The following is a 13999-nucleotide window of genomic DNA, read 5'->3' as shown; positions in this document are numbered from 1 at the left end:
TGTTTCAGACGAACCTTTGAGGGATTGAAGCTCCTAGCCGGATACGTCACAGACAAGTTGGGAATTGTTTCAGACGAACCTTTGAGGGATTGAAGCCCTCGGCGTGCCGAACACCCTGATGATCGGCGTGCCGTTTCAGACGAACCTTTGAGGGATTGAAGCAGCGTGACGTGGGCTGCAGCGGCGGCTGTCGCGCGTTTCAGACGAACCTTTGAGGGATTGAAGCAAGGACGGGGGTGTCGTCGAGTATCAGTGTGCTGCGGTTTCAGACGAACCTTTGAGGGATTGAAGCGACCTGATCGAGAACAGCGGTATCGTACTCGTCGAGGTTTCAGACGAACCTTTGAGGGATTGAAGCTCGGTGTACAATTCGATCCACCGAGAGAGCCAGATCGTTTCAGACGAACCTTTGAGGGATTGAAGCTGCTTGATCGATGCGCTCGTGTTCTTCGAGTTGGTTGTTTCAGACGAACCTTTGAGGGATTGAAGCGACGTCCGGTACACCACGCAGGGCACCGACTACCCGGTTTCAGACGAACCTTTGAGGGATTGAAGCAGCCAGACCGACGTCGTCAAGCACGCGAACGACGCGTTTCAGACGAACCTTTGAGGGATTGAAGCAGATCAACGGGAACCAGACGCTCAAGAATGTCTCCTGTTTCAGACGAACCTTTGAGGGATTGAAGCCTGTTTTCCCGAACACTTTAGACCCCGCTTACCGACAGTTTCAGACGAACCTTTGAGGGATTGAAGCATCTCCGAATACCGCGAGCACCAGGTCGTCGCGGAGAGTTTCAGACGAACCTTTGAGGGATTGAAGCGACGTGCTCTTCGTTGACCTGGAGGCGCAGTACCAGTTTCAGACGAACCTTTGAGGGATTGAAGCGGTTCGACGCCACGAAGATGTCTTCCTCGAAGTGGGTTTCAGACGAACCTTTGAGGGATTGAAGCGGACGGTGGTACGCGGACACGCACGATGGCGTGACGGTTTCAGACGAACCTTTGAGGGATTGAAGCGCTCTTTGTACCCGTGGAAGAGTACTTCATTTGTACAGTTTCAGACGAACCTTTGAGGGATTGAAGCGCCCTCGTAACTATCGAGTTACTGACTATCTTCGTGTTTCAGACGAACCTTTGAGGGATTGAAGCTGCTTCGGCATGTCGTCGGGGTGAGCATCGGGGATGGTTTCAGACGAACCTTTGAGGGATTGAAGCATCCTGTAGCGACCCGAGCGAGGAATGCAGTCTCGTTTCAGACGAACCTTTGAGGGATTGAAGCGCCCGGCTCACCTTGTCCTCGGCCCGAATGTGCTTGGTTTCAGACGAACCTTTGAGGGATTGAAGCGACTCGACTCCGATACGCGCGACCGGCTCCGAGCGGAGTTTCAGACGAACCTTTGAGGGATTGAAGCGACCATGTCTACCTGTCGGTGAGTGGCGGCAAGGACTGTTTCAGACGAACCTTTGAGGGATTGAAGCAGCCAATCGTGGACCGAGTACGAAGACCGTTTCGCGGTTTCAGACGAACCTTTGAGGGATTGAAGCCGCCGCGTCGCGGACGACCGACTCGTCGAGGACCGTTTCAGACGAACCTTTGAGGGATTGAAGCGACCCGGACGACCTGGTGGCCCGGGACTTCGACTTGTTTCAGACGAACCTTTGAGGGATTGAAGCGCCCGGCGCGCAGCGACGTACATCGGCGTCGGCACCGTTTCAGACGAACCTTTGAGGGATTGAAGCGAGGGGCTCAGATATCGGGACCGTGTTTAGCGAGCGTTTCAGACGAACCTTTGAGGGATTGAAGCGGCCTTTTGCGGGTAGAGTCGGTCGCGGCCGCCTTGTTTCAGACGAACCTTTGAGGGATTGAAGCGGCCCCGAGCGACTAAGCCCTACCCCCGCTTAGTACAGTTTCAGACGAACCTTTGAGGGATTGAAGCCAGATCCGGCGGGATCGACGCCGTCACACTCTCGGGTTTCAGACGAACCTTTGAGGGATTGAAGCAACAGCTGGAAGGGCGCGACCGGGCCCGAAGACAACGTTTCAGACGAACCTTTGAGGGATTGAAGCAAACTGCAGACGCTCTTGTTAAGTAACGGGGTATTGTTTCAGACGAACCTTTGAGGGATTGAAGCCACCGATCACGAGGACCGTCGGAGGGCGAGAACCAGTTTCAGACGAACCTTTGAGGGATTGAAGCGTCCGCCAGTGCACGTACGACAGCCTTGAGGCGCACGTTTCAGACGAACCTTTGAGGGATTGAAGCAAGCTTTACTGGAGGGGGTAGAACGTTCTCGATGTGGTTTCAGACGAACCTTTGAGGGATTGAAGCACGCTCAACGAGGTCGTATTCCCGAAGCTTGTCGAGTTTCAGACGAACCTTTGAGGGATTGAAGCCCGGTTGACACCACCAAAGCGGAGGTGCTCAAGGCCGTTTCAGACGAACCTTTGAGGGATTGAAGCCTGCAACGCTCATCGTGCCGTCGCCCTGCCACCCGCCGTTTCAGACGAACCTTTGAGGGATTGAAGCTCGTCGTCGAGCAGGAATACGACGATAGCACGACGACGTTTCAGACGAACCTTTGAGGGATTGAAGCGGTCACGTCGCGCGTCGTCGTCGCCGTCGCGAACTCGTTTCAGACGAACCTTTGAGGGATTGAAGCGATCTGTGGGGAGTCCGCCCCCACTTGCTCGGCCAGTTTCAGACGAACCTTTGAGGGATTGAAGCCTGTTGACGTGGGACGACATCTTCCTCGCGTCGGAGTTTCAGACGAACCTTTGAGGGATTGAAGCGCGTAAGGAGTCGTCCTTGTGGTCAATCTGCCGGGTTTCAGACGAACCTTTGAGGGATTGAAGCGTCGGCAGACTCGATGGCGAGGAGTACGAGGTCAGGGTTTCAGACGAACCTTTGAGGGATTGAAGCCGCCGCCAAGAGCGTACGCAGGCCCCGCAGGACATGTTTCAGACGAACCTTTGAGGGATTGAAGCCCCTTCCAGGAGGCCGAGGCCGCTGCGGGCGGCAAGTTTCAGACGAACCTTTGAGGGATTGAAGCTTCATCACGGGCAGCGACCAGTTCGACGTCGCGTGGTTTCAGACGAACCTTTGAGGGATTGAAGCCACTCCCGAACCCGCCGGACGTGAGCGGATTTGTCGTTTCAGACGAACCTTTGAGGGATTGAAGCGAGTGCTACTACGTCAACGACCTGTCCCTCGACAGGTTTCAGACGAACCTTTGAGGGATTGAAGCGGTTGTTGAACGTCCGCTGGCTGAGGTCCGGAACCGGTTTCAGACGAACCTTTGAGGGATTGAAGCACCATCCACGGACCTTCCGGTGGGTCGAGAAGGACAGTTTCAGACGAACCTTTGAGGGATTGAAGCGCTGATTGAGTGTGCTCATGGGCTCACCTCGTCGAGAGTTTCAGACGAACCTTTGAGGGATTGAAGCACGTCGGGAAAGCGGGTTTTGATCTCGTCCCGCGTTTCAGACGAACCTTTGAGGGATTGAAGCAATCGGACTTCGCAGGGCTCATCTACACGCTTCGCGTTTCAGACGAACCTTTGAGGGATTGAAGCGCGTCACTCATCGGTCGCGGTCCCCGGTTCCTGTTGTTTCAGACGAACCTTTGAGGGATTGAAGCGATCGCGTCGGCCGTCGACGGGCCGATACCATGGTTTCAGACGAACCTTTGAGGGATTGAAGCCATATTCACCTCCGTCGGTGCACGGTCAAGTTGCGTTTCAGACGAACCTTTGAGGGATTGAAGCCGGTATCGCGGGCGGTATCGGTATCGGTACCGATTGTTTCAGACGAACCTTTGAGGGATTGAAGCGTCGTGTCGCCTGCCGTGGCCGACTTCTTCTCGTCGTTTCAGACGAACCTTTGAGGGATTGAAGCTCGGCCATGGGGTTGATTGTATCGTTGGATGAGCGAGCGTTTCAGACGAACCTTTGAGGGATTGAAGCGGTCACCGTGATCTCCGTCGGCGCCTCGATCTCGGGTTTCAGACGAACCTTTGAGGGATTGAAGCCTGTTCGGCGGCGTCGCGGATCCCGTGCTCGATCGCGTTTCAGACGAACCTTTGAGGGATTGAAGCCTGCGGGTCGCCCGCCACCTCCAAAATATTTTGCTCGTTTCAGACGAACCTTTGAGGGATTGAAGCGCCTTCTTGCTCGGGTAGTTCGACGGCCCGGCTTCGTTTCAGACGAACCTTTGAGGGATTGAAGCGGTGACGGTGTCGACGCCGGACGAGGCGGTGGTGGTTTCAGACGAACCTTTGAGGGATTGAAGCGGTGTACTGCCCCGAGTGCTCGTGGAGTGGTGCGGTTTCAGACGAACCTTTGAGGGATTGAAGCTCGTCCTCGTCGTCCAGGCCGACCACCGCGAGGCGGTTTCAGACGAACCTTTGAGGGATTGAAGCTCGTGAAGCGCCTGGGCCGTCTGCTGGACGTACTGGTTTCAGACGAACCTTTGAGGGATTGAAGCGAGCCACGCCGTCGCCTCGACGCTCGCGCCGTAGTGGTTTCAGACGAACCTTTGAGGGATTGAAGCACCTTCAAGCTGAAGTTGCCGGCTGACAGGAACGTTTCAGACGAACCTTTGAGGGATTGAAGCGACTCGATCACGATCGTGTCCGCCGTGGGAGTCGTGTTTCAGACGAACCTTTGAGGGATTGAAGCCGGGATCCGGGCAACGAGTACAGCTCGATCACGGTCGAGTTTCAGACGAACCTTTGAGGGATTGAAGCGAGTAGCCACAGACGGGCGTACGTCCGCCCGTCGTCGTTTCAGACGAACCTTTGAGGGATTGAAGCCGGTGGGTTGTGGTGTCACAATCCGAGATAACATCGTTTCAGACGAACCTTTGAGGGATTGAAGCACGAGATCCCGCACGTACGAGCTGATCGAGCTGTAGTTTCAGACGAACCTTTGAGGGATTGAAGCACGCTCGCGGCGGCGGCTGTCCCGGTCGCTTCAGGGCGTTTCAGACGAACCTTTGAGGGATTGAAGCAGATGACCATGGGTACGTTAGACAACCGGGGTCAAGTTTCAGACGAACCTTTGAGGGATTGAAGCTCGTCGAGGGCAAGGAGCCGGCCCAACTCGACCCGGTTTCAGACGAACCTTTGAGGGATTGAAGCAAGCTGAAGCTGCCTGCCGACCGGGACCGCATGACGGTTTCAGACGAACCTTTGAGGGATTGAAGCATTACTGTCTGGGAGGCTGCGATGCTGATTATTGCGGGTTTCAGACGAACCTTTGAGGGATTGAAGCGTAGCAGCGAAGCCGGCGGACGGCGTGATCGGCTTGTTTCAGACGAACCTTTGAGGGATTGAAGCTCGGGTTTGAACACCTCGTCGTTGTTAGCCGGGACGAGTTTCAGACGAACCTTTGAGGGATTGAAGCGATCTCTCCCGCTACCTCTCCCGCCACGTCGCCGGTTTCAGACGAACCTTTGAGGGATTGAAGCCTCTTTGACTTCCTGGTGGGTCCGTCCTGTCTCGAGTTTCAGACGAACCTTTGAGGGATTGAAGCTTCCGTCGGGCCTTCCGGATGAGCCGTTTGTTGACCGTTTCAGACGAACCTTTGAGGGATTGAAGCAGACCACTACCGCCGACCTCGACGACGAGCTGGCCGTTTCAGACGAACCTTTGAGGGATTGAAGCCTCGGACAGTGCGAGGTCTCGAAGTGGAGCGACACGCGTTTCAGACGAACCTTTGAGGGATTGAAGCCGGACCGCCCGGTCACGGTCATGTAGAACGCCGTCGTTTCAGACGAACCTTTGAGGGATTGAAGCATGACCGCCTTCCCGCCCGAGGAGGTCGCCGACGTGTTTCAGACGAACCTTTGAGGGATTGAAGCCTCGTATCCCCCGGCCAGTACGGGGCCATGCTGCCGTTTCAGACGAACCTTTGAGGGATTGAAGCGAGTTTTCGGACCTCACGCTCACCATCAGCTGGGGGGTTTCAGACGAACCTTTGAGGGATTGAAGCAAACGCTCGTAGAAGTGCGAGCGGGGCAGCTCGATGGTTTCAGACGAACCTTTGAGGGATTGAAGCTACAACCGACAGTCGTCACAGAGCGGGGAACGCATGTTTCAGACGAACCTTTGAGGGATTGAAGCCACCGAGCTAAAACCGAAGCAAATCCTGTTCTCGAGTTTCAGACGAACCTTTGAGGGATTGAAGCACTACGTTCTCGACGTCGGCAACGCGGTCGGTAGCGGTTTCAGACGAACCTTTGAGGAATTGAAGCACTTATAAGGGAGTGGGTTGGGGCAGATTTGAACTGCCGGCCTCCTCCATGTCAAGGAGGTGTCATAACCGGACTAGACTACCAACCCACAGGGGCTTACTGACGCATCTCATCGTATCCGGGGGACGTAATTGAACCTTTCGTTTCGGTCGCCGACACGGGGGTGCGGTCGGCCGATTCTCCCGTCGGGTCGATCGATTTTTCGCGGACCGAAGCGGTTCCGACCGGTTTTACTGGCTCGGGGAGAGTCGTCGGGTATGGTCGATCTCGCCGCCCGCACCGAGAGGCTCGACGCGTACCTCGACGAGCGCGGGCTCGAAGCGGTCTGGTTCGCCAAGCCGAACGGGTTCGCGTGGCTCACCGGCGGCGACAACGTTGTCGACGCCGACGCCGACCGTGGGGTCGCCGCCGCCGGCTACGACGGCGAGCTCCGGGTGATCACCGACGACATCGAGGCGAACCGGCTCGCCGACGAGGAGCTCCCCGACGCCGTCGCCGTCGAGTCGTTCCCGTGGCATGCGAGCTCGCTGGCCGACGCCGTCTCGGACCGGTCTCCCGCGCCCGCGGCCGCCGACTTCGACGTGCCGAGCTTCGAGCGCGTCGACGGGAACCGGCTCCGGCAGCCGCTCACCGACGACGACGTCGAGCGCTACCGCGAACTCGGCCGGGAGGCCGCCGCCGCGGTCGAGACCGTCTGCCGCAACCTCGAACCGGAGGACCCGGAGTACGAGGTCGCCGCCGGCATCGACATCTCCCTCGCGTCTCGCGATGTCGACACCCCGGTCGTGCTCGTCGGCGGCGCCGAGCGCGCGCAATCGTACCGCCACTACACCCCGAGCGACGCGACGCTCGGCGACTACGCGCTCGTCTCCGTCACCGCCGAGCGCGCCGGGCTGTACGCCTCCCTCACCCGCACCGTCGCGTTCGACGCCCCCGACTGGCTGGAGGAGCGCCACCGCGCGGCCGCCCGCGTCGAGGCGACCGCGCTCGCCGCGACCGAGGCCGCCGCGGCCGGGGAGCTGACGGGCTCGGGCGATCCGGACACCGCCGGCGACGTGTTCGACGCGATCCAGGAGGCGTACGGCGCGGTCGGCTTCGCGGACGAGTGGCGCGAGCATCACCAGGGCGGCGCGGCGGGCTTCGCGGGCCGCGAGTGGATCGCGACCCCCGAGAGCGACGAGACGGTCCGGTGGCCGATGGGCTACGCGTGGAACCCGACCGTGCAGGGCGCGAAGAGCGAGGACACCCACCTCGTGTCGCCCGACCTGACCGAGACGCTGACGAAGACGGGCCAGTGGCCGACACACGAGGTGGAGCCGGTCGATGTCGACGGGATCGCGACCGAGCCGCGAGAGCTGACCGCGCCGGTCATTCGGTAGACCGCGTTCGGCAGATAGCTCCCGGCGTCCGCAAAAGCGAAGCGCCGAGGAACCGCTCAGTAGACGTACTCGCTTTCGTCGATGCCGACGTAGTTCTTCTTCACGCGGCGCTTGTTCCACTTGTAGCCGGCCATGAGCTTCGCCGACTCCCAGCCGGAGCGGTACGGCTGCGAGAGGAGCCCGTCGCCGGTCTCCGCCGCGAGCATCGCGTCGGCGGCGCCGATGACCCGGTTCCAGTCGTCGGGCTCGTAGTCGGCGACCATGTCCGCCATCGTCACGTTCCGGACGATCTCGTCGCCGATCGCCTCCTTCCACCGCCGGTTGTAGGGGGCCATGCCGCCCGCGGCGGCCAGCTCGCCCGCGATCGCGCCGGTGCGGACCGCGACGTGGTCGCCGCCCTCGTGGAAGGCGGAGGTGGTGCCCATCGCGCCGCCGGCGACCGCGATCCCGGCCTCGGTCGGCGAGTCGATGGGGCGCGTCGAGGAGATCGGGTACGTCTCGGTGCCGTTCCGCTTGCCCGCGTCCTCGACGACGGGGAAGTCCTCCTCGATGTCGTACTCGTCGCCGTACTGCCACTCCAGGAGGCGCCGGACGTACTCGCCGCCCTGCGGGATCGACTCGTCGTCGTCGTCGAGCAGCGCGTACGCGTCGCGGTCGAAGTCGTCGATGTCGAGTCCGATGGGCATCGTGAGCCCGATCCGACAGACCCCGTCCGCGTTCGGGAAGATCCACGGGTACGCGGTCTCGCCCGGCATCACGCCCCACCAGAAGACGATGGCGTCGTTCACCGCCTCGTACACCTCCTCGGGGACGCGGCGGTACTCCTGATACGCGATGTGGTTGGCCGTCCGGGAGGCGAGCCGCTCGGAGGCGGCCGCGTCCGCGGGGAGGTACTCGTCGAGCACCTTGTTCGTCACCGTGCGCTGGGGGCCGTCAGCGAGCACGACGAAGTCCGCGCCCACCGTCTCGCCGGAGGCGAGTTCGACGCGGTGTCGGGGCTCGTCGCTTCCGGGCGAGACGGCGGGGTCGGTGTCGACGCCGCGGACCGACTCGCCGGCACGGTACTCCGCGCCGGCGTCCTCGGCGCGGTCACGGAGCCAGTCGTCGAAGCGGGCGCGGTGGAAGGTGTAACCGAACTTGTCGTACGGGGATTCGACCCCGGTTGTCGTGAGCGTCGCCGACTCGTCCGGGCCGCGGAACTCCGCGCGGTTCAACTCCCGCTGGACGACGCCGTCGTCGAACTCGTCGGGGTGGATCCCCATGATGTCGACCCAGTAGTCGAGGATGCCCGCGGCGTCGGTCGAGTCCGGACCGAGTCGGTCCCGGTCGGCGCGGGGAACTCCCTTTTCGAGCACGAGCGCGTCGGCGCCGCCGGTCGCGGCCGCGTGCGCTGCGGAGGACCCGGCCGGACCGCCGCCCACGATCGCGACGTCTACGCGTTCCATACCCCGTGAGGTCGCCGTCCGGCTATTAAATTCACGGTCCCCGGACGGGGCGTCGGTACACCGACCACGGCGCCGACGCGGGACGCCAAAGCCCCCTCCCTCCCGCACCAGTGACCGATTGATCATGTATGATGATTATCGGTTAGAGCGGCGGAGAGACACGCTTTTAGGGGGTGCGAGGGTTCAATCCTGCACACAAATGGCACGCGAGACATGGGCAACGCGGGCGGGGTTCATCCTCGCCGCGGTCGGTAGCGCGGTCGGGTTAGGGAACATCTGGCGGTTCCCCTTCATCACCGGCCAGTACGGCGGATCGTCGTTTCTGATCACCTACCTAGCGTTCGTCGCGCTGATCGGGTTCCCGGCGGTCCTCGTCGAGTTCGTGATCGGCCGTCGGACTGACCGGAATCCCGTGGGCGCGCTCCGGGATCTCGGCAGCGGCGTGTGGTCGTACGCCGGCTGGCTGTTCGTCGTCACCGGCTTCATCATCCTGTCGTACTACAGCGTCGTCGCCGGCTGGTTCCTCCGATACACCCTCATCGGGATCACCGAGGGGTTCACCATCACCGACCCGGCCGAGGCGGAGGCGGTGTTCGGAACGGTCTCGACCGGCCTCGACACGCTCCTCTTTCACGCCGTGTTCATGGCGCTCGTCATCGGCATCATCGCCGCCGGCGTCAGGCGCGGCATCGAGCTGAGCGTGAAGGTGATGGTCCCCGCCATCCTGGTGTTGCTCTTGGGGCTGGCCGCCTACGGATTCACGCTCGACGGCGCGAGCGCGGCGTACAGCTACTACCTCTCGCCGGACTTCGGGACGATCGCGGCGAACTGGACCGAGATCCTGCCCGCCGCCGCCGGACAGGCCTTTTTCACCCTCTCGATCGGAATGGGCGTGATGATCACCTACGCCTCCTACCTCGGTGAGGACCGAAATTTGGCGTCAGACGCCGGCATTATCGCCGCGCTCGACACGCTCGTCGCCGTCCTCGTGGGGTTCGTCGTCTTCCCCGTTCTCTTTACGGTCGGGATCGAGCCGGGCACGGGCGGCCCCGGTGCGATCTTCGTGAGCCTCACCTCGGCGTTCGCCGGAATCCCCGGCGGCCGAGCCATCGGCGTCGTCTTTTTCGGCATGGTCGGCATCGCCGCGCTCTCGTCCGCGATCAGCATCCTCGAAGTGCTCGTCTCCTACCTGATCGACGAGGTCGGCGTCTCCCGGATTCCGGCGTCTGCCGCGCTCGGGACCGCGGTCTTCCTGCTCGGCGTGCCGGTGACGCTTGACCTGATCTTCCTCGACCTGTACGACCTCCTGGCGGACGGGATACTGCTCGTCCTCGGCTCGCTGCTGCTCGCGCTGTTCGTCGGGTGGGTGATCCCGGATGTCGCTCGGGAGGAACTACGGAGCGGCATCGCCGACATCGGCGGCCTCGACGACGCGTGGATCTGGGCGGTCCGGGTCCCGATCGTGATCGTCGTCGTCGTCTCGCTGTACCTCGGCGTCGTCGACTACGTCGGCTTCCTCACCGGCGACTTCGCCGACTGGCTGGCCGCGCAGTAGGCGGACCGGTCGACCGCCGTTCCGACATCCGGACCGGTCGGTGACCGTCCGCCGACGCGAGAGTTGGGAGCGTTCGAGGCGTATGCAGGGCGCGATGGCCGTATGCGGGTGACGTGCGAGGCGTGTCGGGTGTTCGAGAGCCGTTTCAGGACCGCGCGCGGCGGCCCGTGAGCGGTCGCTCCGCTAGACGTGCTCCTCGTACGGCTGGACCACGACGAACCCGTCAGGCCCGTCGAACCGCATCTGATAGCGCTCACCGGACTCCTGCCCGACCATGTCGGAGAGGCTTCGGTTCACCTCGATCTCGGGCGAGGTCCCGCCCCACGCGACGGTCGCGCTCGGGTCGGTCGCGACCGGCGGGTCGAGCACGATCGGGTCGCCGTGGGTGGTGAGCGCGGCGTACCCCGGTCCTTCGAGGAAGACGTTGCTGAACCCGCCGGCGAGCGCGCCGGCGAGGCTGTCGATCGTGCTGATCTCGTAGGAGAGCGACGACTGGAACGCGAGCACGTCCTCGCCGTTGACCGTGATCGACTCGTCGGCGCCGAGCTCGACGACCTGTACCTTCTTGCCCGCGTCGGCGAGGTACGCGTGGCCCTCCCCCTCGACGGACATGATGGGCGTTCCCTCGCCGGTCGTGGCCTCCTTGAGGAAGCCCTTGATACCTCCCTCGGCCGAGGCCTTCCCGGTGAACGAGAGGTCGCCCGTGTACGCGACCATCGACCCGGCCTTCGCCATCGCGGTGCCGTCGACGTCGACGTCCAAGGTGTAGCTGTTCTCGCACTGGAACGGCTCGTCGCTCGCTGTCGGTGCGTTCTCGGCGGCGAACTGATCGAGATTCATGTTGCGGGGACCGAACCCGTGGGTTCGGCTAGCCGGTGATTCGGCGCCATCGAATATGAATATGGGGGTCGCCGGCCGATCGCCACCGGCGCCGGTCAGTAGACGACGAGCGAGAGATACAGCTGTCCGACGCCCGCGAGGATCATCACCGCGCCCGCGATCCGCTTCAGCAGGCCGGCGTGGGCCATCACACGGTTGGCGTTGCTGATCAGCCCTACGCCCGTCGCGACGGTCGTCGCGGCCATCAGGACGGAGACGGTACCGGCGTAGACGGAGAGGACGAGGAGCGCCGTCTCTGACGGGAGCGCGATCGCGCGGGCCACGACGCCGAGGAACACCGGCGCCACGCAGCCGGCACCGGCCAGCGCGTACCCCGCGCCGAACAGTCCGAATCCGAACACGCCGGTGCGGCGCTCCGGCAGCGGCACCGATATCGACGGGGCGCGCCCGGAGACCACGAGCAGCCCGAAGACGACGAGAAGTCCGCCGACGAGCGTCTCGAAGACGGTGATGTTCGACAGCGTCGAGTAGCCGATCCGGACGGTGGCGCCCGCGAGCAGCGCGAACGTCGCCAGCACGCCGACCGCGGCCGCGACCCCGCGCACCCCCGCCCCGAGGACCGACGCGGAGTCGGCCTCGACGGAGTTCACGTAGAAGCCGACGTACCCCGGGAGGAGCGGGTACGCGCACGGTGAGAAGAACGTCGCGACCCCCGCGGTCACGGCGAACGGGACGTTGGTCGCGAGCGAAACGTCGGTCATCGGTCAATCCGTCTCGTCATCAGTCGAGCGCTCTCTCGATGCCGGCGACGAACTCCTCCGTGGTGTGTGTCCCGGTAGTGGCCCAGCGGACGCGTCCGGAGGCGTCCATGGCCCGTGCGCTCGGGTAACTACCGATCGGAAACCGCGACGCGAGTTCGGCCGTCACGTCGGCCGCGACGAGCCAGTCGCCGTCGTTCTCGCGCCACCAGTCGACCACCGTCTCCTCGCTGACCGCGTCGCCGACTGGCTCCGTTGTCACCGAAACGAACAGTACCTCGTCGCCGATCCGATCGTGGGCCTCCGCGAGGGCCGGCATCTGCTCGGCACAGGGGGGACACCACGTCCCGAAGAAGTCGACGAACGTCGGCCGGTCGGGGGCAGGTAGCGTTACCTCGCCGTCGCGACTACCGGGTGCCTCGATAGTGTCGAGCGTCACCGGCTCGATCGGCTCCGGTTCGTCACCGCTGGTTTGACTACCGGCGGCCTCGCCGCCGAGCGCGTCAGGTACCTCGCCGGTCGCGACGGCGCCCGCTCCACCGAGAACTCCGACGCTCGCGAGTCCGGCCAGAAGGTGTCGTCGCCTCACGCCGTGACCACCTGTCTGAAGTCGTCGACGATCCGTTCGACGTCGGTGCCCGGGCCATTCGGATACGAGCGTTCGACGATACCCCGCTTGTTGACGAGCAGGATCAGCCCGTAGTGCGGGAACGCGTACTCCAAGTTCTCGTACTCTGATCCGTTCGTCTTCTCGATCTTGAGCCCGAAGTTCTCGTCCATCAGCTCCACGCCCGCCTCGTAGCTCTCGGGGCGCAGGAAGTGCCAGTTGCCGGCGTCGAGGTCGACTCCGCGCTGGGTCGCGTACTCGCGGAGGACTTCTTCGGTGTCGCGCTCGGGATCGAACGTGAGCGGCAGGAACGCGGCCTCGTCGCCGAATCCCTCCTCGGCGGCAACCTCCTGGGTGCGCCGTAGTCGGAGGATCAGCGCCGGACAGACGCCGTCGGGGCAGTTCGTGTAGAAGGAGGTCCACAGGAACGCGCGTTCGTCCTCGAACTGCGCCGTCGAGATCTCCTCGCCCGTGATCGGATCGGGGACGCTGAACTCGGGCATCTCGTCGCCGTGGATCGGGTGAACCGGGTCGCCGCGGGTCTGTTCCGGCGGGCCGAGGACCGTTCCCTCGGCGCCGGAGTCGCCGATGACGCCGGAACAGCCGGCCGTGGCGGTCGTTCCGGCGGCGACGCCGGTGGCGGCGAGCGAGCGGAGGAAGTGGCGGCGATCCATGTCGATACCCGACCTACGTGGACGCTCGTAAATGAACCCCGCGCCTGATGGCGCGCGTTGAATACGGGCGATCGATCGTGGCTCCCGGCGGATGTGGGTCTGCCCCGAGACGGTCATGGTACCGTGACCCTCGCAAGGGTTATCCCCGAACGGGCAGTACGTTTGTTTGCAATGGCAAACGGTAAGGTTGACTTCTTCAACGACACTGGCGGCTACGGTTTCATCTCGACTGACGACGGCGACCTCGACGACGACGAAGACGTGTTCTTCCACATGGAAGACGTCGGCGGCCCGGACCTCGAGGAGGGTCAGGAAGTGGAATTCGACATCGAATCGTCCCCCAAGGGACCGCGCGCGACGAACCTGACGCGCAACTAACCCCCAAGTCGCGGACGGCGCGTCCGCACGCAACACCGGATTTCGGCCGTCGTTCGACGTGATCGACGCCATCTCCGTTTCTTTCACACGTATCAACGCTCGACGAGCGA

General features: G+C 62.7%; 8 protein-coding genes, 1 tRNA gene and 1 CRISPR repeat array. Of the genes, 3 read left to right on the top strand and 6 right to left on the bottom strand.

The window, feature by feature from the left end; genetic code table 11:
- Position 1: 1 nt before the first annotated feature.
- A CRISPR array of direct repeats spans positions 2-6253; the repeat unit is 30 nt; unit sequence GTTTCAGACGAACCTTTGAGGGATTGAAGC.
- A 13-nt stretch (positions 6254-6266) separates the two neighbouring features.
- A tRNA-Val gene (locus ESO89_RS10540) sits at positions 6267-6341 on the bottom strand.
- A gap of 169 nt (positions 6342-6510) precedes the next feature.
- Here ESO89_RS10540 and ESO89_RS10535 point away from each other — a divergent pair.
- Positions 6511-7632 carry a M24 family metallopeptidase gene (locus ESO89_RS10535; protein WP_128905470.1) on the top strand — a complete coding sequence of 374 codons (1122 nt, stop codon included), beginning with the start codon at positions 6511-6513 and terminating at the stop codon, positions 7630-7632.
- A 56-nt stretch (positions 7633-7688) separates the two neighbouring features.
- Here the strand turns inward: ESO89_RS10535 and ESO89_RS10530 are convergent, their stop codons facing one another.
- Positions 7689-9077, bottom strand: coding sequence for an NAD(P)/FAD-dependent oxidoreductase (locus ESO89_RS10530; protein WP_128905469.1), 1389 nt, complete (start codon positions 9075-9077; stop codon positions 7689-7691).
- 199 nt (positions 9078-9276) lie between these two features.
- On the opposite strand from ESO89_RS10530, the gene ESO89_RS10525 reads away from it, so the two are divergent.
- Positions 9277-10632 carry a sodium-dependent transporter gene (locus tag ESO89_RS10525; RefSeq protein ID WP_128905468.1) on the top strand — a complete coding sequence of 452 codons (1356 nt, stop codon included), beginning with the start codon at positions 9277-9279 and terminating at the stop codon, positions 10630-10632.
- 183 nt (positions 10633-10815) lie between these two features.
- On the opposite strand, the gene ESO89_RS10520 is transcribed toward ESO89_RS10525, so the two are convergent.
- The 4 genes from ESO89_RS10520 to ESO89_RS10505 form a co-directional block, all read right to left on the bottom strand.
- Positions 10816-11472 carry an AIM24 family protein gene (locus ESO89_RS10520; protein ID WP_128905467.1) on the bottom strand — a complete coding sequence of 219 codons (657 nt, stop codon included), beginning with the start codon at positions 11470-11472 and terminating at the stop codon, positions 10816-10818.
- A 95-nt stretch (positions 11473-11567) separates the two neighbouring features.
- The gene (locus ESO89_RS10515) at positions 11568-12233 is read right to left on the bottom strand and encodes a cytochrome c biogenesis protein CcdA (RefSeq protein WP_128905466.1); all 666 of its coding nucleotides are present in this window, start codon (positions 12231-12233) and stop codon (positions 11568-11570) included.
- Positions 12234-12252: 19 nt separating this feature from the next.
- Entirely contained in the window at positions 12253-12819 is a 567-nt protein-coding gene (locus ESO89_RS10510; RefSeq protein WP_128905465.1) for a TlpA family protein disulfide reductase, read from the bottom strand.
- Entirely contained in the window at positions 12816-13511 is a 696-nt protein-coding gene (locus ESO89_RS10505; protein ID WP_128905464.1) for an SCO family protein, read from the bottom strand. The genes ESO89_RS10510 and ESO89_RS10505 overlap by 4 nt, the downstream gene beginning before the upstream one ends.
- A 171-nt stretch (positions 13512-13682) precedes the next feature.
- On the opposite strand from ESO89_RS10505, the gene ESO89_RS10500 reads away from it, so the two are divergent.
- Entirely contained in the window at positions 13683-13889 is a 207-nt protein-coding gene (locus ESO89_RS10500) for a cold-shock protein (protein WP_004046191.1), read from the top strand.
- Positions 13890-13999 lie beyond the last annotated feature (110 nt).

This window comes from Halorubrum amylolyticum, assembly GCF_004114995.1.
Classification (GTDB): domain Archaea; phylum Halobacteriota; class Halobacteria; order Halobacteriales; family Haloferacaceae; genus Halorubrum; species Halorubrum amylolyticum.
The sequence above is the reverse complement of the archived record's forward strand: the minus strand, read 5'-3'. Positions and strand labels throughout refer to the sequence as shown.